This window comes from Marilutibacter maris (genome assembly GCF_006546735.2).
In the GTDB taxonomy this organism is placed as follows: domain Bacteria; phylum Pseudomonadota; class Gammaproteobacteria; order Xanthomonadales; family Xanthomonadaceae; genus Marilutibacter; species Marilutibacter maris.
The window spans coordinates 1-22,315 of the sequence record NZ_VICD02000328.1 but is presented as its reverse complement, the minus strand read 5'-3'; the positions used below and the strand labels follow the sequence as shown (position 1 = coordinate 22,315).

25 protein-coding genes are annotated in these 22,315 nt (G+C 67.4%); 24 read left to right on the top strand and 1 reads right to left on the bottom strand.

Features of this window, described 5'->3' with window-relative positions; genetic code table 11:
- Window positions 1-61 precede the first annotated feature (61 nt).
- The 21 genes from FKV24_RS18380 (at window position 62) to FKV24_RS18280 (ending at window position 20,057) form a co-directional block, all read left to right on the top strand.
- Window positions 62-1,084 carry an OmpA family protein gene (locus tag FKV24_RS18380; protein ID WP_249041092.1) on the top strand — a complete coding sequence of 341 codons (1,023 nt, stop codon included), beginning with the start codon at window positions 62-64 and terminating at the stop codon, window positions 1,082-1,084.
- A 119-nt stretch (window positions 1,085-1,203) separates the two neighbouring features.
- On the top strand, window positions 1,204-1,740 hold the full coding sequence (locus FKV24_RS18375; RefSeq protein ID WP_141483425.1) for a hypothetical protein: 537 nt from the start codon (window positions 1,204-1,206) through the stop codon (window positions 1,738-1,740).
- 279 nt (window positions 1,741-2,019) lie between these two features.
- Window positions 2,020-2,409, top strand: a complete 390-nt coding sequence (locus FKV24_RS18370) for a hypothetical protein (RefSeq protein ID WP_141483424.1) — start codon at window positions 2,020-2,022, stop codon at window positions 2,407-2,409.
- 274 nt (window positions 2,410-2,683) lie between these two features.
- Entirely contained in the window at window positions 2,684-2,956 is a 273-nt protein-coding gene (locus FKV24_RS18365; RefSeq protein ID WP_111264998.1) for a pilus assembly protein, read from the top strand.
- Between the two features lie 118 nt (window positions 2,957-3,074).
- Complete coding sequence (locus FKV24_RS18360) at window positions 3,075-4,682, top strand: TadE/TadG family type IV pilus assembly protein (protein WP_249041091.1); 1,608 nt, start codon at window positions 3,075-3,077, stop codon at window positions 4,680-4,682.
- Window positions 4,679-5,524 carry a hypothetical protein gene (locus FKV24_RS18355; RefSeq protein ID WP_141483423.1) on the top strand — a complete coding sequence of 282 codons (846 nt, stop codon included), beginning with the start codon at window positions 4,679-4,681 and terminating at the stop codon, window positions 5,522-5,524. The genes FKV24_RS18360 and FKV24_RS18355 overlap by 4 nt, the downstream gene beginning before the upstream one ends.
- 1 nt (window position 5,525) lies before the next feature.
- Complete coding sequence (locus FKV24_RS18350) at window positions 5,526-6,374, top strand: TadE/TadG family type IV pilus assembly protein (protein ID WP_170288372.1); 849 nt, start codon at window positions 5,526-5,528, stop codon at window positions 6,372-6,374.
- Window positions 6,375-6,378: 4 nt separating this feature from the next.
- A complete protein-coding gene (locus FKV24_RS18345; protein ID WP_111265001.1) occupies window positions 6,379-7,062 on the top strand; it encodes a hypothetical protein in 684 nt (227 codons plus the stop codon).
- Between the two features lie 22 nt (window positions 7,063-7,084).
- Complete coding sequence (locus FKV24_RS18340; protein WP_141483421.1) at window positions 7,085-7,294, top strand: hypothetical protein; 210 nt, start codon at window positions 7,085-7,087, stop codon at window positions 7,292-7,294.
- A 13-nt stretch (window positions 7,295-7,307) separates the two neighbouring features.
- The gene (cpaB, locus tag FKV24_RS18335) at window positions 7,308-8,117 is read left to right on the top strand and encodes a Flp pilus assembly protein CpaB (RefSeq protein ID WP_223250217.1); all 810 of its coding nucleotides are present in this window, start codon (window positions 7,308-7,310) and stop codon (window positions 8,115-8,117) included.
- Between the two features lie 98 nt (window positions 8,118-8,215).
- Complete coding sequence (locus FKV24_RS18330; protein WP_170288371.1) at window positions 8,216-9,454, top strand: type II and III secretion system protein family protein; 1,239 nt, start codon at window positions 8,216-8,218, stop codon at window positions 9,452-9,454.
- Between the two features lie 7 nt (window positions 9,455-9,461).
- On the top strand, window positions 9,462-11,189 hold the full coding sequence (locus tag FKV24_RS18325; RefSeq protein ID WP_141483419.1) for a TadA family conjugal transfer-associated ATPase: 1,728 nt from the start codon (window positions 9,462-9,464) through the stop codon (window positions 11,187-11,189).
- Between the two features lie 15 nt (window positions 11,190-11,204).
- Window positions 11,205-12,041, top strand: a complete 837-nt coding sequence (locus FKV24_RS18320) for a type II secretion system F family protein (protein ID WP_223250218.1) — start codon at window positions 11,205-11,207, stop codon at window positions 12,039-12,041.
- Window positions 12,041-12,919 carry a type II secretion system F family protein gene (locus tag FKV24_RS18315; protein ID WP_141483418.1) on the top strand — a complete coding sequence of 293 codons (879 nt, stop codon included), beginning with the start codon at window positions 12,041-12,043 and terminating at the stop codon, window positions 12,917-12,919. The genes FKV24_RS18320 and FKV24_RS18315 overlap by 1 nt, the downstream gene beginning before the upstream one ends.
- A complete protein-coding gene (locus tag FKV24_RS18310) occupies window positions 12,916-13,266 on the top strand; it encodes a DUF192 domain-containing protein (protein WP_111265008.1) in 351 nt (116 codons plus the stop codon). The genes FKV24_RS18315 and FKV24_RS18310 overlap by 4 nt, the downstream gene beginning before the upstream one ends.
- Window positions 13,267-13,274: 8 nt before the next feature.
- Window positions 13,275-13,853 (top strand): tetratricopeptide repeat protein, encoded by a 579-nt coding sequence (locus tag FKV24_RS18305; RefSeq protein WP_170288370.1) that lies wholly within the window; start codon window positions 13,275-13,277, stop codon window positions 13,851-13,853.
- A complete protein-coding gene (locus FKV24_RS18300) occupies window positions 13,850-14,548 on the top strand; it encodes a TadE family protein (RefSeq protein ID WP_111265010.1) in 699 nt (232 codons plus the stop codon). The genes FKV24_RS18305 and FKV24_RS18300 overlap by 4 nt, the downstream gene beginning before the upstream one ends.
- A complete protein-coding gene (locus FKV24_RS18295; RefSeq protein WP_111265011.1) occupies window positions 14,545-15,174 on the top strand; it encodes a hypothetical protein in 630 nt (209 codons plus the stop codon). The genes FKV24_RS18300 and FKV24_RS18295 overlap by 4 nt, the downstream gene beginning before the upstream one ends.
- A gap of 106 nt (window positions 15,175-15,280) precedes the next feature.
- On the top strand, window positions 15,281-16,279 hold the full coding sequence (locus FKV24_RS18290) for an OmpA family protein (RefSeq protein WP_141483416.1): 999 nt from the start codon (window positions 15,281-15,283) through the stop codon (window positions 16,277-16,279).
- A 40-nt stretch (window positions 16,280-16,319) separates the two neighbouring features.
- Window positions 16,320-19,502, top strand: a complete 3,183-nt coding sequence (locus FKV24_RS18285; RefSeq protein ID WP_170288369.1) for a spermine/spermidine synthase domain-containing protein — start codon at window positions 16,320-16,322, stop codon at window positions 19,500-19,502.
- Window positions 19,503-19,574: 72 nt separating this feature from the next.
- Window positions 19,575-20,057, top strand: coding sequence for a hypothetical protein (locus FKV24_RS18280; protein WP_111265015.1), 483 nt, complete (start codon window positions 19,575-19,577; stop codon window positions 20,055-20,057).
- A gap of 33 nt (window positions 20,058-20,090) precedes the next feature.
- On the opposite strand, the gene FKV24_RS18275 is transcribed toward FKV24_RS18280, so the two are convergent.
- Window positions 20,091-20,894: a TatD family hydrolase gene (locus FKV24_RS18275; RefSeq protein WP_141483415.1), complete on the bottom strand. Its 804-nt coding sequence runs from the start codon at window positions 20,892-20,894 to the stop codon at window positions 20,091-20,093.
- A gap of 154 nt (window positions 20,895-21,048) precedes the next feature.
- Between FKV24_RS18275 and FKV24_RS18270 the strand changes: the two genes are divergently transcribed.
- The 3 genes from FKV24_RS18270 to FKV24_RS18260 all read left to right on the top strand — a co-directional run.
- Window positions 21,049-21,531: a hypothetical protein gene (locus FKV24_RS18270; RefSeq protein WP_141483414.1), complete on the top strand. Its 483-nt coding sequence runs from the start codon at window positions 21,049-21,051 to the stop codon at window positions 21,529-21,531.
- Window positions 21,532-21,621: 90 nt separating this feature from the next.
- Window positions 21,622-22,062: a hypothetical protein gene (locus FKV24_RS18265; RefSeq protein ID WP_141483413.1), complete on the top strand. Its 441-nt coding sequence runs from the start codon at window positions 21,622-21,624 to the stop codon at window positions 22,060-22,062.
- A 59-nt stretch (window positions 22,063-22,121) separates the two neighbouring features.
- A partial coding sequence (locus FKV24_RS18260; RefSeq protein WP_141483412.1) for a hypothetical protein occupies window positions 22,122-22,315 on the top strand: 194 nt, incomplete at its 3' end.

The following is a 22,315-nucleotide window of genomic DNA, read 5'->3' as shown; positions in this document are numbered from 1 at the left end:
TGGTCCCTGGCCCGGCTCTCCCACCCAGAAAGGAAGGAACAAGATGGCAATCCGGTGTTCTATGAGCATGATGCGACGTGGCGTGATGGTGGCGATGGCCGTCGGCGCACTGGCGGCCTGCGGCGGTTCGGAGCAGCCGGCCGCGGCCCAGGACTCCGCCCCCGATGCGGCGATGGCCGCGACCGACACCGGCGCCGAAGCGATGCCGGCGTCCGAGCCGGCGGCGCCGGCCGGATTCGACCTGGCCGCGGTGCCGGTGTCCGATCACACCCTGGGCGCGTTCCCGTTCATCGCCCTGCCGACCGGCTACGAGGCGATCAACGAGCAGACCCTGAACATCGCGCGGGTGCCGTTCTGGACCGGCGACCGGCTGGAGAACGTCGAGGGCAAGGCCTACCTGGCGACGATCCAGGAGCAGTCGGGCCACACCTATTCGGACCTGGAGCTGGAGCGCAACGTCCAGCACGTGATCGAGCAGGCCGGTGGCGTGCTGGTGACCGATTCTGCGATCGCGCCGGACCTGCTGGAGGGCGTCAGCCGCGACGTCCGCAAGAACCTGGTCGACGGCTGGGGCGACGTCTACAACAACCCGGTGCAGACCTATGTGATCCGCGGCGTCGACAAGACGGTCTGGCTGCACCTGTGCGCCGACAGCGCCGGCGCCGGCATGATCATCGTCGAGGCCAAGCCGTTCGAGGCCACCGCCAGCCTGTTGCCGGCGGATGCGCTCAAGCGCGAGATCGACGCCAACGGCAAGGTCGCGATGCAGGTCAACTTCGCGGTCGACAAGGCCGACATCCTGCCCGGCTCGATGCCGCAGATCGAGCAGGTCGCCAACCTGCTGAACAACGACCCGGCGCTGAAGCTGTCGATCGACGGCCACACCGACGCCACCGGCGACGCCGGCCACAACCAGGCGCTGTCCGAGGCGCGCGCCAAGTCGGTGGTCGCCGCCCTGGTCGCGCGCGGCATCGACGGCGGCCGCCTGCAGGCCCGCGGCCTGGGTCAGAGCGAGCCGGTCGCCGACAACGCCACCGAGCAGGGCCGGGCCAAGAACCGCCGGGTCGAACTGGTCAGGATCTGATCGCTCGTATCGTGCCGCCCGCGCAGCGCGGGCGGTGCCGAGCGATCCAGTGGCGGGCGGCGGAGATCGCCCGCCTTCTTGAAGGTGGAGTCGGTGAAGGTGGAACAGGGAGGTTGAGCATGAAGAAGGCCGCGTTGCCTTGTGTCCTGGTGGTCGGGCTGGTTGGCGTCGCTGCCTGGGCCTGGCCCGCCGAGTCGCGCGTGCCGGAGCCCGCACCGTGCGACTCAAGCGCGATCATCGCCGAGTATCGGCGCGCCAAGCGGGAGGAGATTCCCCCGCTGGACCGCCTGCCGGAGGCGAAGCGACAGGAGGCGATCCTCCAGTACGAGGAGTTGGTGGGGATCGTCGACGAGCGGATCGCGATCCGCTCCGGCCAGTCCTTCGAGCCGCCGGTGCGGACCGGCATCGACGCCGAAGACGCGCGCGCAATCGAGGAGCACGTGGACAAGCTGCTCGCGAGCATGCCGCGCTCCAACTGGGACGATTATCGCGACAATCTGGCGGCGGCGATTCCGGCGCTGAAGGGCGAGTCTTCGCAGACCTTTGGCCAGATGCAGGATGCGCTCAACCGAGACAAGGCGGAGATGTTCCTGCGTCTCAAGGGGTGTCCGGATGACCTGGCGAAGGACTACGGGATTGCGCCGTACCGACCATGAGCATTGCGCCGGTGCCGACTGCGATCCGCAGAGCTCAGCGCGCTGAGCTTGAAGCCAATCACCCTGCTCGCGTGACCGGGATCATGGGCGCGGCATCGATTCTGATGCGAGGCTGAATACTGTTCGCTGCGTGCAGGAAACCGGCCGTTGCGAGTTGTTATGGTCGGGCTCCGAAAGTCGGTGCCATGGCGTGGTGATGCCATGGCGGTCCGTCAAATCCAGGGGGTGCGTCCCGGTGGCCGCCCCGTCTACAGACTCCCCCATGCAAGGAGCGCATCCGTGTCCAAGACCCGTACGCCCACGCCCCCCAGGGTTCCCGCCGCCGTCCGCGTTTTTGCGTTGACCGCCGTTGCCGTCCCGTTGATCGCATTCGCCCAACAGGGCGGGCCCGGCGGCATGGCCGCGCAGATGGCCGAGATCGGCGGCATGATGCACGCCACCGCCAAGACCTGCGGCGGCTACTCCGAGCAGGAGCTGGCGACGATGAAGCAGCAGCAGAAGGCGGTGCACCTGCAGCGCGGCCTGGACGCGGCGTCGTTCGAGCAGGCCTTTGCCCGGGCCGAGACCAAGATCGCGCAGCGCTGGGCGACGATGTCGGCCGCACAGCGCGATCAGGCCTGTGCCGATATCCGCGAGCAGATCGCCGCGACCGCCGCCGCCGCGCGCTGAGACAGGCTTCCCGGTCTCTCTTTCGCTTCAAATACTTGGCTGAGATCCAGCACCGTGCGGACCGGGTCCGCGCGGTGCTTCCATACGCGTGAGTCTTGAACTTGTCACTTCGACAGTGTACGTTCAGTTTGACCTTGCGGGACGAAAGGTGACGCCCGTCGTCTTTTTTTTGTGCCGCAAGCATGAAGAATGGTAGCTACGGCTACCCCACGCCACGCCTTGGATGCCAGGTGGCGCCAGGGAATTTGTGTAACGAGATGGAGAGAATTTTCTCATGGAACTCAAGCAGCGTCGTTTTGGATCCCGTCAGCGCGGACAGGGCATGGTGGAATACATCATCATCGTCGCCCTGATCGCTATCGCGGCTATCGCCGTGTTCACCTTCTTCGGCGGCACCGTCCGCTCGCAGGTCGGTGGTATGGCCAAGGAGCTCTCGGGCCAGTCCGCCGGCTCGGCCATCGACAAGGCCCAGAAGTCCGCTGACAAGGCGGAGAAGGAAAGCAAGAACAAGGGTCTGGACAAGTACACCAACGACAACGCGCGTTGATGTCACTGCCCGTGCCCCGGCGACTGCCGGGGCACGGGCCTCGCACCGTAGATGAACGACCAGCAGGGCGTGAGCCCGGTGCTGGTCGGTGCCCGTATTCGCAGCGGAAGGAGCCGTCATGCAGCAGTTGTCGATGCCAATCATGCGCGCGCGCAAAGCCCCTCGACCGGGTGGCCGCAGGAGTGTCCGTGGCCAGGCGCTGGTGCTGTTCGTCGTGCTGGTGTCGATCCTGTGCCTGGGCCTGATCCTGGTCTTCGACACCGGTCAGTCCGTCAACAAGAAAGTGCAGCTGGTCAACAGCGCCGACGCGGCCGCCTACAGCGTCGCCGTCCAGCAGGCACGCACCCTGAATTTCGCCGCCTACATGAACCGTGGGCGGGTCGCCAACGAGGTCGCGGTCGCGCAGCTGGTCAGCATCTGGTCCTGGACCAACTACCTGCACACCCACACCGCGCTGTTCATCGAGGCGCTGAGCTGGCTCAAGTACATCCCCTATGTCGGCGCGATATTCGCGGCGATGGAAGCCGCCTACAAAGTCGTCGAGGTCGTGGTCGGCGGCGTGCGGACCGTGTATCGCCCCCTGGCCGCCACTGCGATCCAGTTGCTCGACGGGCTCAACGGACTGCTTGCCGGCGCGGCCAGGACCTTCGTCCGCTGGGGCGGCATCGAGGCCGCGCAGATCGCCAAGGACGTGCTGCAGAAGAACGACCCCACCGCCGAGATCGACGCGACCGGCTGGGTGGTGTTGGCCCAGCAGTTGCGGAACGCCGCCTCGGACGGCCCCAACAGTTTCCTGCAGAAACACGATGTGCCCGGTCGCAAACGGCGTACCGCGGGCATGGACCGCTATCGCAATGTGGTGATGGAGTCGCGCGATCATTTCAGCGCCGACCGCAGTCAGCGCAACAGCCTCTTCATCATCAGCTTCCCGGCCAACGGCGGCACCGACATGGTCGACTACGACCGCTGGGCGGCGGTGGACATCCTGCGGATGAAGATCAACCTGCCGTGGCCGTTGTCCGACATCAACATCCCGCTGGGCTGGGGTGGCGCACAGGCGGTCGAGAACACGAGCCCGCGACCGAAGTTCTTCCCCGGCATCCGCGCCGGCGGGCGTAGCGGTCGCGGCAACGGTTGGCGCGCCTACTACCACAACCGTCGTCCGACTTACCGCCAGTACGGCGGTGCGACCAACTGGATCGCCAAGCGGATGGCCGAGACCCAGCCGTCGGTGAACCTGTACAAGCCGTTCCCGTACCGCAATATCACCCAGCGCACCTATACCAAGCGCAACGACGCCTACTTCACCGGCTACCAGGGCCTGCGCGACTACGACGATGTCCGCAAGGGCTTCGCCGAGAATCCGGACGCGAACAACGACAAGGCCGGTCCGATCTTCTCGGTCTACGTCACCAGCGACCGCAGGAACGCGCGCACCAGCCAGGACATCAACGGTATCGGTGGGCCCGCCGGCAGCGACATGGAGCTGAAGAGCAACGTCAACAAGATCAGTGCGATATCGACCGCGCAGGTCTACTTCAACCGCGCACCGTACAGCGCGCTGTTCCGGCGCATGGTGCCGCGCCGCTGGAACGGTCGCCCCTCCAGCGACGATCAGCTCGAGATGGGCAATCTGTTCAGCCCGTACTGGCAGGCGCGCCTGGTCGAAACCCCGAACTCGGTCTACACCAAGGTCGGAATCGGATCGCTGGTCACGGGGCCGTGAGCATGGGGCATTGCAGGCACATCCATTCGTACCGGCGCCACGCCGGCCTGTCCGTATCGATACTCGCGGTCGCCCTGCTGGGCGTGGGCGGTTGCGCGGCGGAAGACGGCGAGGCGATGGCGGCGGTATCGGACGACATGCCCAGCGTGTACGCCGATGCCAAGGTCGAAACCCTGGCCGACGGTGGCAATGCCGGCCAGGCCGAGTACCAGGCGATGCTGCAGGCCTGCCAGCAGGCGGGCGTATCGACGGTGCCGCTGTCGGCCGACGACAGCGCGCTGCTGGGGACGGGGCGGTTGCAGTGGTGGATCACGCCCGAGCGGATCGCGCTGCGACGCGAGTACTGGAACCTCGCCAGCAGCGGCGACATCAACCAGTGCCACTTCAGCCTCGAGCACAGCGGTGTCCACGAATACATCGATGCCGAGCGGTCGGTGGCCTACGAGCTGCCGGGGATGGCGGTCGCCAGCGAGGGGCCGGGGGATCCGGACGCGCTGCTGCGCTATGCGGTCGAGGCCGTCGACGCGAATGCCGAGGCGGCGGCGAATGGGACGGGGATCGAACGGGGAGCAAGGAGCGAAGTGCAGGGGCAGGCCTGCCTGCAGTGGAAGTCCGCGCAGGGGGTGGTGTGCAAGTGGAGTGGCGGCGCCGAATGGGGATTCGATGCGTCGCCGGGGTTCTTCCAGGTCACCGACCCCTTGTCCGAGTACGAAATCATCCTCAGCCAGGAGCCGGCGGCGGGCAATGGCGCGCGCGTCACGTTGACCCGCTTCATGCTGGGCGAACCGTGGACGAAGGATGCACTGCTGCCATCGGAAGTCGAAGGACGGGAGGGATCGTGACATGAACGTGGTCTTGCGCCGTAAGGGGGCGCGCAATCGACAGCGTGGGCAGGCGATGGTCGAGGTGGCGGTGCTGTCCGCCGTCCTGGTGCCGTTGTTCCTGCTGGTGCCGACCCTCGCCAAGTACTTCCACGCCAAGCAGATGGCCCAGCAGGCCGCGCGCACGGCGGCCTGGGAAGCGACGGTCACGCGCGACTTCAAGTTCAACCAGCTCAACGGCGGTCGTGCCGCGCAACTGGCCTTCATCCGCGAGCACAACTTCGGCGATGCCGACACGGTGATCCGCTCGAACATCACCGGCAACGCGACCGGGCGGTTGAAGAACGAGATGCTCAACACCTTCTCGAACAAGGAGCTGCTGCGCGGGCAGGACATTACCCTGGAGGCCTACAAGAACGAGGCGCCGGGCGGCCTGAGCGGCCTGTTCGGCCGCATCGGTGGGCTGCTGGAGAAGTTGCCCGGCGAGTTCCCGCCGAACAAGAACGGCCTGATCACCGCCGAGGTCACGCTGAAGCCGCAGAACCTGAAGAACCGCAACGGTTCGCGTGCGAGCTATCTCGCGCCGTTCGACCGCATCGACCTGGAGTTCAAGAGCCATCACACCCTGCTTGCCGACGCCTGGAATGCGGCTGGCAACGGCCTCGACGGCCAGCCGTCGGCCGGACGCGAGCGCAGCGTGCTCAGCCAGGTCAAGACGCTTTCGCCGACCTCGGTCGCCGACAACAGTGGCGATTTCTTCGAGAAGATCGACGGCGCCGACTTCGTTCCGATCATCGGACCGATCACCCGTCTGCGCCCCGGCTATGTGCAACCGGACATCATCCCGTCCGACAAGTTGAAGAGACGCTAGGCGCATGCGCGGGTCGCATGCGTATCGCGGACGCCTGCTGGCGGCGTCCCTGCTGGCATTGGCGCTGGCGCCGCCGGTGGGCGCGTGGCCGAAGGTGCCGCTGCCGGATGGGGCCAGCGGCCAGGCGGTCAGCAAGAACATGCTCTACAACGGCGTGCCGATGCGGGCCAGCCAGGTTTCGTTTCCGATGAGCGTGGACGACGCGATCGAGTTCTATCGCCGCCAGTGGGGGAGCGAGGTCGTCGTCGATCGCCTCGACGGCAAGACCATCGTCGGCCATCTGGAGGGCAAGCACTACGTCACCGTCGAGCTCACCGGAATGGGGTCGCGCTCGCAAGGGACGGTCGGGGTGATGGAACTGCCGGACAAGCCGGTCGAGGCCGAGCTGGGCAAGGGCTTCGACAAGCCGGCCAACACCGAGGTGGTCAGCGACATCCGCTATCTGGACACGTCCAACGATGCGCGCACCCTGGTGATGAAGAACCGGCTGAGCCCGTACGTGAACATGCGCTACTACGTGCAGCGCCTGCAGATGCGGGGCTGGAAGCTGGAGCGCGATCCCGAGCAGTGCCTCGCGTCCTCGAACGAATGCGTGGTCAATCTCGCCGGATCCGGCGACGCCAGGCTGTCGCTGGCGCTGACCCGGGACCAGCCGCCCGAGACCGTCATTGTCGTGAACATCGAATGATCAGCAGCGCGGGAGCTCATCCATGAAACCCCTACGCCGTTACCACCCGACGCCGAGCCGCAAGCAGCAGCGCGGCAGCGCGCTCATCGAGTACACCATCGTTACCGGCCTGGCCGTGCTGGTGCTGGTTTCCAATCCGAATGTCGTCGCCGAAACGCTGAACGCGATCAAGAGTGTCTATGAAGCGTTCGCCTACAGCCTGTCGACAACCTTTCCACTACCGAACTTGTGAGTAAGAGGTAATCGTGGCATTGCCCAAGTTGAACAAGAACGTGCTCTTCATCGGCGGGGCCCTCCTGCTCGGTGGACTGGCGGCACTGATGAGCGTCACCTACGTCAAGGAAACCATCGACAAGGCGGTCGCCGATGCCCAGGTCGACGAGACCGAGGTGGTGGTGGCCTTCCGGGATCTGGAGATCGGAGAGGCGGTCACCGAGGACGAGATGGTGTTGCGCAGCGTGCCGACCGAGTTCGTGCCGGCCGATGCGGTCACCGCCGAGAACTATGGCGAGTACGTGGATCGCCTGGTGCGGTCGCCGGTCCGCGGCGGCGCGCCGCTCAGTGCCAGCGCGCTGGTGCCGGCCGCGCAGCAGTTCTCGCGGGTGATCCCGCTGGGCAAGGTCGGCTACACCCTGTCGGTCAACGAGAACAACTCGGTGTCGGGCATGATCGCGCCCGGCGACGCGGTCGACATCTTCTTCACCGTCGGTGCCGAGGAGGCCCAGGACGGCGGTGCCAAGCGCAACGGTTCGACCGGCGAGCGGGTGTTCCCGTTGCTGGAGAACATCATCGTGCTTGCCACCGGTGCCCGCGTCGGGGAAACGCTGGGCGAGGAGGAGAGCGAAGGCTACTCCACGATGACGCTGGAGCTGTCGCCGGACCAGGCGCAGAAGCTGACCGTCGCCGAGGAAACCGGCGACCTGAGGATCATCCTGCGCAACCTGGATGACAAGACCCCGTTCAACCTCGACGGGTTGACCGAGAACGAGCTGATGGCTTCGTTCGGGGGAATCAAGACCGATGGTGTCGAGTACATCATCGGCGGCAGCAACTAACGCCAGGGGATAGTTTGACGATGGCAAGGAATGTCTTTTTGCGGTGCGCGCTGTTCGTCGCCGCCGCGTTGGGTATGGTCGGTGTCTCGAATGCGCAGATGGCGACGCTTCCGAATCAGTTGAACATGTACGGGGGCCAGGTTCTCGTCCACACCAGCGCCCGCCCGCTGGCGCGGGTCGCGGTCGGCAACGGCGAGGTGCTGGAGGTCACCACCATCGAGAAGCGCCAGCTGGTGCTGATCGCCGGTACCGGCAAGACCGGGGAGACCACCGTCCACCTGTGGTACGAGGATGGCGGTCAGCGCTCGATCCAGGTCGTCGTCAATGCCAAGGACACCAGCGCCACGTCGGCGGCGGTGCGCCAGATGCTGGGACCCAACACCACCGCGCAGATCTCCGACGTCGCCGGCAATGTGGTCATCACCGGCGAACTGCATCCGCACGACGCGGCGCAGATCGAGGCGATCCAGACGCTGTTCCCGAACGTGATCGACCTCAGCACCACCGATCTGGTGGCGATGCAGCCGATGGTGCTGATGGACGTGCGCCTCATGGAGGTCAGCCGCGACGGCCTGCGCGAACTCGGCATCGCCTGGCAGAACCAGATCGACGGCCCGACTGGCGGCGCGATCAAGGACTTCTCGTCCTCGTTCTACCGGGTGCTGCCCGCCGGCAGCGTGTTCGATGACATCGCCGACCAGCTGCCGGCGCGCATCAACCCGATGGAGACCTATTTCGGTATCGCGACCAGCATCGCCTCGAAGATCAACCTGCTGACCAGGACCGGCAATGCCTTCGAACTGGCTGCCCCGCAGTTGAGCGCGCGCAGCGGCGGTGTCGCGACCTTCCTGGCCGGCGGCGAGATCCCGCTGCCGCTGGTGGGCTCGTTCGGCCAGACCAGCGTCGAGTTCAAGGAATACGGCATCCGCATGAACATCCAGCCGGTGGTCAACCGCAACAACGAGATCTCGGCTTCGATCATGACCGAGATCAGCAAGCTGGACCGCACGGTCTCGGTCGAGGGCATCCCCGGCCTGCTGACCCGCAAGACCGAGACCGAGTTCAACGTCAAGGACGGCCAGACCATCGTGCTGTCCGGCCTGGTCGACATCGAGGGCAGCAAGGGCTTCAGCGGCATTCCGGGCCTGGCCAACATCCCGATCCTGGGCCGCCTGTTCCGTTCCGACGAGTTCCAGAAGGGCCGCACCGACCTGGTGGTGTTCGTGACCCCGCGTGTGATAACGCCGGACCACGAGCGCAATATCGATGCGATCCAGAAGAGCGACCGCCTCCTCGAGGAGTTCGAGGAAACGATCGGCTCGGAAATCTTCGACTGAGGCCCGGATGTTCAACGTCGTCGTAGAAACGGGTAAATCAGGTCCCAGGACCGTCCGCTGCCTGCACAAGGAGTGCGGCATCGGACGTTCGGACGAGAACCTGGTGATCCTGCAGGGCTGGAGCATCGCCAAGCATCACGCCACCATTCGCGTGATCGACGAGGCGATCTACATCGAAAGCACTGGCGGACGCGCGACCGTGCGCGTCAACGGCTCCGCGATCAAGAGCCAGCATGGCCCCGTCGAGGAGACCGACCTGGTCGAGATCGGCGACTACAAGCTGCGGATCAGCTCCGAGCTGGGCAAGGCCAAGCGCGCGGCGCCCTCGGCGGGGCACAAGCCAGCCCCGGCGCCCTCGTTCAATGGGGGCGAGGCGTCGCCGCCGCCACCGGCCGCCGTCGCGGCACCGGCACCCGCGTCGGCCTCGACCGATCTGGCGACCACCGACGACGTGCCGCCCGACATCGTGGTCTGGCGCGAGCGCGTGCACGCGTCCCTGCTCAAGCAGCTGGACCTGCGCCGCATCGACGTCCACAGCCTCAGCGACGAGGAGCTCAGGACCAAGACCAGCGAGCTGATCGATGCGGTCATGGACAAGGAGTACAAAGACCTGCCGAAGGTGATCAATCGCAAGATGCTCGCCAAGCAGGTCCTGGACGAGGCGATCGGCCTCGGCCCGCTGGAGAACCTGATCGAAGACAACAGCGTGACCGAGATCATGGTCAATGCGCACGACCAGATCTACATCGAGCGCGCCGGCCGGATCGAGAAGTCGCCGGTGTACTTCACCAACGATCGCGCGGTGCTGTCGGCGATCGAGCGCATCGTCACTCCGCTGGGCCGCCGCATCGACGAAAGCTCGCCGATGGTCGACGCGCGCCTGAAGGACGGCTCGCGCGTCAACGCGATCATTCCGCCGATCGCGCTGCGCGGCCCCAGCATCAGCATCCGTAAGTTTGCCAAGCGCAAGCTCGAGGGCCGCGACCTGATCACCTTCGGCTCGCTGGACGAGTCGATGCTGGCCTTCCTCGAGATCGCGGTGCGCGAGCGCAAGAACATCGTCGTGACCGGCGGTACCGGTTCGGGCAAGACCACCCTGCTGAACATCCTGTCCAACTTCATTCCCGACCGCGACCGCATCGTCACCATCGAGGACGCGGCCGAACTCAAGCTGGTCCAGCCCAATCTGGTCGCGCTGGAAGCGCGTCCGCCGAACCTGGAAGGCAAGGGCCAGGTCACGATCCGCGACCTGGTGAAGAACGCGCTGCGAATGAGGCCGGACCGCATCGTGGTCGGCGAGTGCCGCGGTGGCGAAACCCTGGACATGCTGCAGGCGATGAACACCGGCCACGAAGGGTCGCTGACCACCGCCCATGCCAACTCGCCGCGCGACGCGATTTCGCGTGTCGAGGTGATGGTGCTGATGGCCGGCATGGACCTGCCGATGGCGGTGGTGCGCGAACAGATCTCCTCGGCGGTCGACATGATCGTCCACCAGCGCCGCTATCCCTGCGGCTCGCGAAAGGTCAGTCACATCACCGAGGTGACCGGCATCGAGAGCGGCACCATCCAGCTGCAGGACATCTTCAGCTTCAAGGTCAGCACCTTCAACGGGCGCGACGGCAAGGTCGAGGGCTATTTCACGCCCACCGGCGCGATCCCCGAGTTCATGGAAGAGCTGGCCGATCGCGGTGTGCCGATCGATCTGGACATCTTCCGGAAGGTAGAGGAGTAGGCGGCGATGATATGGATGATCGCTGGGCTGGCCTTCTGCTCGATGCTGCTGGCGGGGCTGTACTTCGCCAGCGCGGGCGACAAGTTCATGGCCCGCTACCAGGACGCGTTCATGGACCAGGCCAAGGCGAACCTGGCCGACATGTTCCTGTTCGTCGACCCCTCCAAGTTGTATACGCTGAACATCGCGATGTTCGTGGTCCTGCCGTTGCTGGCCTGGATCATCAGCGGCAACTGGGTGGTCGCCGCGGTTCTCGCCGGCCTGATCGCGGTGCTGCCGAAGAAGTTGTACGCCTTCCTCAAGCAGCGTCGCCTCAACAAGATCCAGGCGCAGCTGCCGGACGCGCTGATGATGCTGTCGGGCACGATGAAGGCCGGCCTGGGTTTCTCGCCGGCGCTGGAGGGGCTGATCAAGGACGGCTATCCACCGCTGGCGCAGGAGCTGGCGCTGGTGCTGCGTGAGCAGCGCATCGGCGTCAAGACCGACGAGGCACTCGACCACTTCGCCGAGCGGGTGCCGATCCTCGACGCCCGCCTGTTCGTGTCGGCGGTGCAGATCTCGCGCGAGGTCGGCGGCAATCTGGCCGAGAGCCTGGCGACCCTGGGCGAGACCCTGCGCCGGCGCCTGATCATGGAGAACAAGGTCAAGGCGCTGACCGCGCAGGGCCGCCTGCAGGGCATCGTGATGGCGATGCTGCCGGTCGGCATGGTCGCCTACCTGGCCTTCATGTATCCGGACACGATGGAGCCGATGTTCAATACGCCGATCGGCTACGGCGTCATCGCGATCGGTGCGGTCCTCGAGTACGTGGGCTACAAGATCTGCCTGAAAATCATGACGATCGACATATAATGCTGATTATTCTCTCCCTGATGATTTGTGCGGCGATCGTCATGGCCATGGTGGCGATCCGCGGCATCCTGCAGTCCGCGCCCAAGGCCGAGCGCGAGTACCAGGATCCGTTGCCGGCGATGCTGCGGATGATCTGGCCGCTGGTCACGATCGCGACCCACATCATCGGACCGCGGCTGAGCTCGGAATCGATGGAGAAGTCCCACCGCGCGCTGCAGAGCGCCGGCCAGGACTATCTGGTCTCGCCCGAGGAGCTGGCCGGCCTGCGAGTGGTCGGTGCCTGCATCGCGACCGCGATGTTCTTCGCGGTGTTGATGATGCTCGACCCCAGTTTCGGCAGCCTGATGCTGGCGTTCGTGCTCGGTGCCCCGATCGGCTGGCTGTACCCGTCCCTGTGGTTGAGCGATCGCCGCAAGCTGCGGGTCAAGAAGGTGATCCGCGACCTGCCGATCTTCCTCGACTTCATCACCATGTCGGTCGAAGCCGGCCTGAACATCACCGGCGCGATCGAGCAGGCGGTGCAGAAGGGCCCGCAGGGACCGCTGGGGCAGGAGTTCTCGCGCATGCTGCGCGACCTGCGCGCGGGCCTGCCGCGCTCGGAGGCCTTGCGCCGGCTGGCAGATCGCATGGACATCGCCCAGATCTCCAGCTTCACCAGTGCGTTGATCCAGGCCGACCGCGTCGGCGCAAGCCTGGGCGAAACCCTGCGCGCGCAGTCGATGCAGCGACGCGAGGAGCGCTTCCTGCGGGCGGAAAAGCTGGCCCTGGAAGCGCCGGTGAAGATGATGCTGCCGCTGGTGACCTGCTTCTTCCCGCTGGTCTTCATCGTGCTGGCCTACTTCATCTACCTGAAGATGGTGCAGGACGGGATCCTATGAAGTGCGGCCCGCTGTACAACGGAGACACGATCGTCCTGCCGAAGGTGCGGGGCGCGGTCACCTGGCTGCAGCGTCTGCGTGGTCTGCTGTTCTCGCCGGCCCTGCCGGCCGATGGCGGCGATGCGCTGTTGATCCGGCCGTGCTCGTCGATCCACACCATTGGCATGCGTTATGAGCTGGACGTGGTGTTCCTGGCCGAGGACGGACGGGTGATGTCGATCCATTCCAATATCAGACCCTGGCGCGGCTGCATGCAATTCGGCGCGCGCGACGCGCTGGAGCTGCGTGGCGGCGTCGCCGAGAAGGTCGGGCTCAAGGTGGGAGACGTGCTGCGATGGGCCGCCTGAGCGTTCGTTTGCTTCCGGTTGTCCTGTCGCTCGCGCTCGCCGCGTGTGCGTCCGCGCCGGCGCCGCGCGCCGCGACGATCGACCTGGTCGAAACCGAGCGCTTGGCCGAGCAGGCCTACCGGCAGGGCGACCATGCGCGCGCCGCCGAACTGTATGCCGACATCGTCGAGGCGATGCCCGGCGAAGCCGATTACTGGTACCGTCTGGGCAACGCCTATGCGCGCCAGGGCCTGAGCCAACAGGCGGCGCTGTCCTACCAGCAGTCGTTGGCGCTGGATTCCGGCAATGCCCGCGGTTGGCACAACATGGGCATGATGCATCTGAAGCTGGCCCACGAGGCCTTCGAGGCGGGCGAGAAACGCGGCAGCAAGCGTGCCCGTGTGCATGAGGAGAATCGCCGGTTGGCGGAGGCGACGGCGCGCGTGCTGGAGCACGGCGGCCGTGCCGTGTCCGCTCCGGCACCGGCGATGGCGACGCCCGTCACCGCAATGCCGGAGCCCGGAGCGGCGGCCACCGACGGGTCGCCTGCCGCGGCGCCGGAAGCCGTGGGCGCGGGCATCAACGAGGAGGCAGGAGGCAGCCGATGAAGCATGCAACCCTACGCCACCGCAGAGCGCCCCGGCGCGCGCGCGGACAGTCGCTGGTCGAATTCCTGATCGTCACACCGATCTTCCTGTTCCTGGTGCTGGTGATCTTCCAGCTGGTGCTGATCTACCGGGCCAAGATGACGCTCGACTATGCCGCGCTGGAAGCCGCGCGCATGGGCGCGGTCAAGGGCGCCGACAAGGGGGCGATGCAGCGTGGCCTGATCCGCGGGCTGATGCCGCTGTATGCGACCTCGGGTGGCGCCGGTGGCGCCGCCGCGGCCTGGGGCCGTGCCAAGGCGGACATCGGCCTGGGCCGGGCGGCGAAGATCGAGATCATCAGTCCGACCAAGCGTGCCTGGGACAATCACAAGGAGCGCCAGCACAATCGCCGCTACGCCCTGCCCAACGACAGCCTGGCGTTTCGCGATCGCCGTGTCGGCAGCAGCGGCATGAACGTCCAGGACGCCAACATCCTGAAGATCAAGGTCACCTATCACTACCCGCTGATCGTGCCGTTCGTCGACCGGGTGATGCGTGGCGATTCGGACTACGTGAAACCGCAGGGTTTCCTGGATCCGGCAAAGGTCAAGATGAGCAACCGCCTCGGCTTCTGGAGCCACTACCGGATTCCGATCGAGTCGTACGCGATCGTGCGGATGCAGACGCCGATATACGACAAGAACCTGCTGCCATGAGCCTGAAGGCGTCCGCCATCCGGATCGTGGTCTGCGGCCTTGCCCTCGCTTTCGCCATCGCGGCTCCTGTCCGAGCCGAGGAGGCGCTGCGGATCAAGGCGGTCATCGAGGGACAGGCCGGCCCCGGCCTTGCCGACGGCAACCGGCCGGTGCCGGTCACCATCCATCTGGCCGAAGGCAAGTCGCGGATCGACTTCAATCAGCGTGGCGCCGAGTCGATCTACATGCTGATCGACGAGCAGAGCGGGAATGGCTGGCTGGTCGACAGCGGACGCGCACAGGCACTGCCGGCCCAGGCGCGGGGATTCGCCGAACTGCGGGTCGACCCGGGTGAACCATGCAGTGGGCTGGGCGTGCAGTGCCGGCAGATTCCCGCACGGATGATCGCCGGAGTCCGCGCGCAGGGCTGGCGTTACCTGGGTGCCGGCCAGCGCGGCCCGGGCGGCACCGCCCGCGGCGAGTTCTGGGTCGATCCGGCACGCGGCCTGATCCTCGGGTACGAGGGGCACCGGGCCGGCCGCTCGCGCATGTACAAGATGCAGGCGTTGAGCGTGGTTACCGTCGAGGATGCGACGGAACTGTTCGAACTGCCGGATGCCGACGGTGGGGGTCGTGCTCGATACTAGCTGCAGGAACGGGCAGCCATTGACTTAAATTCAGGCCGGGCCGGCAATCAGGACATGCCGGTCCGGACCGGTTTCAACGAGGATCGAACAAGTGCATTGCGGATTCATGTTTTCCCGGACGGTGCTGCTGAGCGCGCTGCTTGCAACGGTAACGCTGGCCGTGCCGGGCTGCTCCGAAGGCGTTGGTGAAGGGGATGTCGTCGAGGAGGATGCCGACGCCGAGGCGGACGAGGCCGAGGAAGCGGCCACCGAGGAGGAGGCGCCGGAGTTCGACCCCGACAAGCTGCCGATGACCGATGTCCGGCTCGGCGAGTTCCCGTTCTTCCACCTGCCCGAGGGTTACCACACCAAGCCCAAGAACGAGTCCACCCAGGCGCTTGGGCAGTTCGCGTTCTGGAACGGGAACGACTACATCGGCGCCAACGGCCGCATCTACCAGGGCAACATCCAGGCCGTGGACGGCAAGGTGTTTTCCAGCCCGGAGCTGACGCTGGCGCTGGAGAAGCAGATCCTCGGCAAGGGCGGTGTCCTGATCGCCGACGGCGTCGTGCCCAGTGGCGCGCGCGCCGCGGTGCTGACCCGCGAGTTCACTGCCGAGTACAACAAGGGCCTGTGCTGGCCGACCGAACCGGTGCGGACCTACGTGGTCCGCGATGCGCGCCGTCACGTCTGGGTCCATGCCTGCACCTACGGCGACATCGGTGGCGGCTGGGTGATCGCCGAGATCCCGGTCGAGGCGCAGGAACAGGCGGCGCTGTCGGCACAGGCGCTGGCCGAGCGGTTGGAAAAGGGGGGGGAGGTCCGGCTCGGCCTGACCTACAAGGCCGGTGCGGAAGTCGCCGACGATGCCGATGCGCAGGTCGCCGAGGTGGTCCGCTACATGGACCGGAATCCGGATGCCGCGCTGACCCTGCGCGGCAGCGCCGGGCCGGGGCTGTCGGCGGGCGAGCGCGGCGCGCTGGGCCAGGCCCGCGCCCAGCACGTGTACAACGCGTTGACCGCCGCCGGTGTGGCCGGCGCGCGTCTGCAGGTCACGACCACGTCCGAGCAGGATGTGGCCGGTGTGAGCATCGCGTATGCGCCAGCCGACGAAGGCGAGCCGTAGGGCCGGTTCGATCGAATCGCACCAGGAGCCGGGGGTATCGATGCCGGTTGAAGGGGCGCGCGTGGACGCGGCGCGCGCCAAGAAAGGCAAAGGTCAGGCGCGGGTGCTGCCCATCGCCCTGCTGTTGTTCGTACTGTCGGGTTTCTCCGGGCTGATCTACCAGTCGGTGTGGTCGCAGTATCTGGGGCTGGTGCTGGGCCATGCCGCGCATGCCCAGACCCTGGTGCTGGCGATCTACATGGGCGGCATGGCGGTGGGCGCCTGGATCGCCAGCCGTCGCGGCGTGCGCTGGACGCGTCTGATCGCGTGCTATGCGGTGGTCGAGGCGGCGATCGGCGTGGCCGGGATCCTGTTCCATCCGGTGTTCGATGCCTATATCGGCTTCGTCCGCGACCAGCTGTTGCCGTGGATGCCCGGTTCCGGCACCGCCCATCTGTTCCAGTGGACAAGCGCGGCCGCGCTGATCCTGCCGCAGAGCGTGATGCTGGGCGCGACCTTCCCGCTGCTGAGCGCCGGCCTGATTCGCGCCCGGCCCGAGCGCAAGGGCGAGGTGCTGGGGGGACTGTATTTCGCCAACAGCCTGGGCGCCGCGCTGGGTGCGCTGGCCTCGACCTTCCTGATGCTGCCGATGATGGGCCTGCCGGGCACGGTGGCCGCCGCCGGCGTGCTGAACATCCTGGTCGCGGTGCTGGCCTGGGGGCTGGGCAAGCAGGTCGATCGTCCGGCGGCGATGGAAGAGGCCGCCGCGCCGGAAGCTCGGAGCGGCCGCATCGTCGACCCGCTCTTGTTGCGCGCGCTGACCTTCGGCGCCATGGCCTCCGGCGCCGCCTCGTTCGTCTACGAGATCGGCTGGGTGCGGATGCTGAACCTGGTCCTCGGCACCACCGTGCACAGTTTCGAGCTGATGCTGGCGGCCTTCATCCTCGGCCTGGCCTGCGGCAGCATGTGGATCCGCAAGCGGGCCGACCGGATCGCTCGGCCGTTGACCTACCTGGGCCACGCCCAGGTACTGATGGGGGTCGCCGCACTGTTGTCGCTGCCGGTGTTCGCCAGCAGCTTCGAGTGGATGGAGTGGATCATGGACGCGCTGCAGCGCAGCTGGAGCGGCTATGGGCTGTTCGAGCTGGCCTCCGCGTCGATCGCGATGCTGGTGATGTTTCCGGCCGCGTTCTTCGCCGGCATGACCCTGCCGCTGTTCACCCTGGTGCTGCTGCGCAACGGCGGCGGCGAGAGCGTGATCGGGCGGATCTACGCCGCCAATACCCTGGGCGCGATCATCGGTGTCGCCGGCATGGTGCACGTGGCGATTCCGCTGTTGGGCGTGCGCGGCGCGGTGGTGGCGGCGGCGTTGATCGATATCGCGATCGGCGTCGGCCTGTTCGTGCTGGCGCAGCGCGCGCACGAAGCCGGAACGGGAGCCGGGCAGGCCGCCACGCGGAGCAATCGGCGCGGGATGGCGGTGGCGATCGCAGTGGCCGCCGTCGCACTGTTCGCCGGCACCGTGTACGGACGTCCCGACCCGGTCGCCCAGGCTTCCGGCGTGTTCCGCACCGGCGCGATCTTCATCGATTCGCCGGAGGTCGAGTTCATCGAGGACGGCAAGACCTCGACCATCACCGTGCTGTCGAGCGAGAGCAATCGGATCATCTCCACCAATGGCAAGCCCGACGCGGCGATACGTTCGCTCGCGGTCGGCGCCGGGGACGACGAGCACACGATGGTGCTGCTCGGCCTGCTGCCGCTGGTCTATCACCGCGAGCCGCGCCAGATCGGCATCATCGGCTGGGGCTCGGGCATGACCACGCACACCGTGCTGGGCAGCCGGGTGCCGCGCGAAGTCGACACCATCGAGATCGAGCCGAAGATGGTCGAGGCCGCGCGCGCATTCGGTCCGCAGGTCGCGCGCGCCTACGACGATCCGCGCTCGCGGCTGTGGATCGACGATGCGCGCACCTTCTTCGCCCGCAACGGCAAGAAGTACGATGTGATCGTCTCCGAACCGTCCAACCCCTGGGTCAGCGGTGTCGCCAGCCTGTTCACCCGCGAGTTCTACGCCTTCGCCAAGCAGCATCTGAAAGAGGAAGGCGTGCTGGTGCAATGGCTGCACTCCTACGAGACCAGCGATGCGCTGATGGCGACGATGCTGGCGGCGCTGGTCGAGGAGTTTCCCGACATCGACATCTACGTCAGCAACACCACCGACCTGGTGATGGTCGCGCGCGCCGACGGCAAGCCGCTGCAGACGCATTGGAACGACCTCGACGGAGACATCCGCGCCGAGCTGGTGCGGGTCGGTCTCGACAGCCCCGGGCAGTTGCGCCTGCGCCGCATCGGTGGTGCCGACCTGATCCACGCCTATGTGCGGATGACCGGCGTGACCCCGCATTCGGACTACTACCCGACGGTATCCCACCTGGGGCCGGTCGCGCGCTACATGGACGGCAAAGCCGACCTGCTGCTGCACCTGGCGACCAATGGCATGCCGGTGCTCGACCTGCTGGAGTGCCGCAAACCGGCCGCGTTGGCGCAGGGCCTGCAGCCGGTGCCGAACGTGTGGACCAGCGAGTGGCACGGCACCGCCGCGGCGTCGGTGCGCACGATGGCCGATGGCCGCCTGGACCCGTGGCTGGCCGGCCATGAACCCTACCTCGCCCGCGCCCTGCCCGCGCTGCTGCAGACCTCGCAGTACCTGGCCGACGACCCGGCCCTGCTGATGAGCTGGAGCGAGGGCGTAGCGTCGCTGGCCAAGGGCACGATCGGACATCTGCCTGCCGAGGATCTGGAGGCGGTCTGGAACCGCCCGCAGTGGTTGCCGGAAGCGGCGGCCTCGATGCCGGAGGTGGCCGCGGTCATGGCCGCCTACGGTGCCGCCGCCCGTCGCGATCCGGCGGCGATGCGTGCCGCCGCACTCGAGGTGCTCGCGCTGCCGGACGCCGCTTTGGCGGACGACGTGCGCGACCAGATGCTGCTGATCGCGATGCTGGGCGAGATCGGCGCCGGTCGCGCGGAAGCCGTTGCCGAGCTGGACAGACGCTGGGCGCCGACCCTGCGCGAGCGTGCCGAATTGGCCCCGGTGCGGCGGTTCGTCCGCGCCTGGGTCGATGCCGGCCTGACGCCGGACTGCGCCGCGGCACCGGGACGGTCCTTGGCCGCCACCGAAGACGCGGGCGACACCGCCGATGATGGCCCGGTCGGGGCCGTCTTCCCATTGCACTCGCCGTGATCGCGATACCGATCCGATACCGGCTTTTCACCCACCCTGGCTCCAACAGCCAGATCCAACAGGAAGATCGACATGACCCATATGCGGCCCCACCCCGCCCTGCTCGCCCTCGCCATCGCCGTGCTCGCCACGGCCTGCAAGCCGGAAACCGCTCCCGAGCCGGCAGGCGCCGAGCCCGCGGCCCAGGCGGCCGAGGCCACGATGCCCGAGGCCGGCGTCGCGCCTTCCGAAGCCGCCCAGGCCGGCGAGGTCGACGGCATGGCCGCGCAGATGCAGGGCTCCGGCATGGCGATGGCGGCCCAGGTCGGCGGTTCCATGCATGCCGCGGCCGAGCTGTGCGGTCACATGAGCGCGGCCCAGCTCGAACAGGCCAAGCAGGGCCAGATGCTGGCGTTCACGCAGACCGGTGGCAGCGAAGCCGACTTCGAAGCCGCTTACGACAACGGCTACAACGAGGCGAAGGCCAAGCTCGAGGGCGTGTCCGGCGCCGAGCGTGAGCAGGCCTGTCGCGAGATGGCGGAAATGTCCGCCGCCGCCGCGGCGATGCAGCAGTAATCCGGTCCTCGGATCGCTGCCACGGTCTGCCCGCTACGCCCCGGTGGCGGCGGGCAGGCCGAAGAAGGCCCGTGCGGTGGCGGTCGCGTTGGCTGCGGTGACGGCCACGTCCTCGCCGCGGTCGCGGGCCAGTTCCTCGACGATGTGGGCCAGGTACATCGGCTCGTTGCGTCGGTGCGAGGGCGCCGGTCTGACCGTGCGCGGCAGCAGGTAGGGCGCGTCGGTCTCGATCATCAGCCGTTCGGCCGGGATCGACTTCACCAGCTCGCGCAGATGCTGGCCACGGCGCTCGTCGCACAGCCATCCGGTGATGCCGATGTACCAGTCGCGGTCGAGGCAGGCGAACAGCTCTTCGCGGCTGCCGGTGAAACAGTGCACCACCGCGCGGCCGATCCGGCCCTCGAACTCGCGCATGATCGCGACGAAGTCCGCGTGCGCGTCGCGCTGGTGCAGGAACAGCGGCTTGCCGGTGTCGGCGGCGGTCTGAAGCTGCATCTCGAACGCGCGCCGCTGCGCCGGTCGCGGCGAGAAATCGCGAAAGTAGTCCAGTCCGCACTCGCCGACCGCGACCACTTCCTCGTGCGCCAGCAGGGCGCGCATCTCGGCATCGCATTCGACGGTGTACTCGCTGGCATGGTGCGGATGCACGCCGGCGGTGGCGAACAGCTCGCCCGGATGCGCCTGGGCCAGCGCCAGTGCCTTGGGCGAGTGTTCGCGGCTGGCGCCGGTGATCACCATCTGCACCACGCCGGCCTCGCGCGCGCGCTGCATCACCGCGTCGCGGTCGTGATCGAAGGAGTCGTGGGTCAGGTTGGCGCCGATGTCGATCAATTGCATGGCAGGTGCTGTGCCGGTGATGCGGGGAGCGCGCAGTGTACCGGGCACCGGCCGGCCCGGCAGTGGCGGCCGCGGGTCGAGCCGGGTTCACAGCGGCTCGAAAGCGGCGTTCCTGTTGCCGAAGGCGGCGTGGCGCCGTCAGCAGGGGGGTCCGATGCGACTTGTGCGTTTGCTGCTGGTGCTGGGCTGGATGGCCGCGCTCGGGGTGCTTGCGGGGCCGCTGGAGGAGGATGTCCGCCACGTGGCCGCTGGCCATGATTTCCCCGAGCGTGCGTTCGAGGGGGGCAACGACGACTGGCGGATCGTGCTGAGGCGCTACGGCCCGGGCGAGGCGATCTTCGTGTTCGAACCGCCCGGCGAGGGCGATACCGCGACCGGGTCGCTGCGTTCGGTCGATCCGGAGGGCCTGATCGGCCGCATGCACGGGCAATACGGGTTGACCGGCAGCCTACGCTACCGGCACGCGACACGCCCGATGAAGGTGCTGGTCGGTCCGGCCAGGCGCGAAGCGCCATGCCGGACCGTGCGTGGCGTGCGCTATCCCCAGGCGATCCTGGTGAGCGTGGGCGCTTCCGACCCCCTGGGCGCCGACGACAGCCGGGTGCTGTACGGCTGCGGTCGCTATCTGCCCGACTGATCGCCTCGCGCCCGCCCGGGTGTTCACAACCAGGCGGCGGCCGCGTTGGAAACCGACGAGGCAAGATCGCCTCGAGTCTGGGAGCCCCCGATGCGCGTGTACAGATACCTCGCCATTGCCCTGCTGTCGGCCTGCACATTGTTGGCCGGCGGCCGCGTCGATCCGGTCGCGGCGAAGGCGCCCCGGTACGACTTTTCCATCCGGCCGTTCCAGGGCGGCAATACCGACTGGAGCATCCGCCTGGTGCGGGTCGCGCCGGGGCAGGTCGTCTACACGCTGCACTTTCCGCGCCGGGCGAGCGCCAGCGACGGCCTGCTGCGATCGGTCGAGCCGAGCATCGACGAGCCTCCGCTGAAGGGCCGCTACGGGCTCGCCAGCGATGACGGGATCAGTCCGGCGATGAAGGTGATGATCGCGCCCAGCGCGACGGGCACGCCGTGCCAGGACAATGAGGGGACCCGCTACCCGCATGCGGTCCTGGTGTTCATCGACGGTCATCCCCTGTACGGCTGCGGCGACTACGACGACTGAGGTGGACGGCGAGGCCGCGCCGTCGCCCGCGCGCCGGCGCAGCCCGTATCCTTGCGCGGGTGAAACCGAATCGCAGTTCGCCCGCCTTCCCGATCGACCCGTTGCTGCCGCGGATCCGCGACAGTCTCGCCGCGCACCCGCGACTGGTGCTGGAGGCGCCGCCGGGCGCCGGCAAGACCACCCGGGTGCCGCCGGCCCTGCTCGACGCGCCGTGGCTGCAGGGCCGCCGCATCGTGATGCTGGAGCCGCGGCG

Excerpts from the sequence above, each read along its gene's own strand:
- FKV24_RS18345 (WP_111265001.1), top strand. The coding sequence starts at position 6,379 with ATGCGCGGGTCGCATGCGTATCGCGGACGCCTGCTGGCGGCGTCCCTG.
- FKV24_RS18340 (WP_141483421.1), top strand. The coding sequence starts at position 7,085 with ATGAAACCCCTACGCCGTTACCACCCGACGCCGAGCCGCAAGCAGCAG.
- FKV24_RS18350 (WP_170288372.1), top strand. The coding sequence starts at position 5,526 with ATGAACGTGGTCTTGCGCCGTAAGGGGGCGCGCAATCGACAGCGTGGG.
- FKV24_RS18360 (WP_249041091.1), top strand. The coding sequence starts at position 3,075 with ATGCAGCAGTTGTCGATGCCAATCATGCGCGCGCGCAAAGCCCCTCGA.
- FKV24_RS18375 (WP_141483425.1), top strand. The coding sequence starts at position 1,204 with ATGAAGAAGGCCGCGTTGCCTTGTGTCCTGGTGGTCGGGCTGGTTGGC.
- FKV24_RS18265 (WP_141483413.1), top strand. The coding sequence starts at position 21,622 with ATGCGCGTGTACAGATACCTCGCCATTGCCCTGCTGTCGGCCTGCACA.
- FKV24_RS18280 (WP_111265015.1), top strand. The coding sequence starts at position 19,575 with ATGACCCATATGCGGCCCCACCCCGCCCTGCTCGCCCTCGCCATCGCC.
- FKV24_RS18285 (WP_170288369.1), top strand. The coding sequence starts at position 16,320 with ATGCCGGTTGAAGGGGCGCGCGTGGACGCGGCGCGCGCCAAGAAAGGC.
- FKV24_RS18315 (WP_141483418.1), top strand. The coding sequence starts at position 12,041 with ATGCTGATTATTCTCTCCCTGATGATTTGTGCGGCGATCGTCATGGCC.
- FKV24_RS18290 (WP_141483416.1), top strand. The coding sequence starts at position 15,281 with ATGTTTTCCCGGACGGTGCTGCTGAGCGCGCTGCTTGCAACGGTAACG.
- FKV24_RS18275 (WP_141483415.1), bottom strand. The coding sequence starts at position 20,894 with ATGCAATTGATCGACATCGGCGCCAACCTGACCCACGACTCCTTCGAT.
- FKV24_RS18380 (WP_249041092.1), top strand. The coding sequence starts at position 62 with ATGAGCATGATGCGACGTGGCGTGATGGTGGCGATGGCCGTCGGCGCA.
- FKV24_RS18330 (WP_170288371.1), top strand. The coding sequence starts at position 8,216 with ATGGCGACGCTTCCGAATCAGTTGAACATGTACGGGGGCCAGGTTCTC.
- FKV24_RS18270 (WP_141483414.1), top strand. The coding sequence starts at position 21,049 with ATGCGACTTGTGCGTTTGCTGCTGGTGCTGGGCTGGATGGCCGCGCTC.
- FKV24_RS18310 (WP_111265008.1), top strand. The coding sequence starts at position 12,916 with ATGAAGTGCGGCCCGCTGTACAACGGAGACACGATCGTCCTGCCGAAG.
- FKV24_RS18300 (WP_111265010.1), top strand. The coding sequence starts at position 13,850 with ATGAAGCATGCAACCCTACGCCACCGCAGAGCGCCCCGGCGCGCGCGC.
- FKV24_RS18295 (WP_111265011.1), top strand. The coding sequence starts at position 14,545 with ATGAGCCTGAAGGCGTCCGCCATCCGGATCGTGGTCTGCGGCCTTGCC.
- FKV24_RS18365 (WP_111264998.1), top strand. The coding sequence starts at position 2,684 with ATGGAACTCAAGCAGCGTCGTTTTGGATCCCGTCAGCGCGGACAGGGC.
- FKV24_RS18325 (WP_141483419.1), top strand. The coding sequence starts at position 9,462 with ATGTTCAACGTCGTCGTAGAAACGGGTAAATCAGGTCCCAGGACCGTC.
- FKV24_RS18320 (WP_223250218.1), top strand. The coding sequence starts at position 11,205 with ATGATCGCTGGGCTGGCCTTCTGCTCGATGCTGCTGGCGGGGCTGTAC.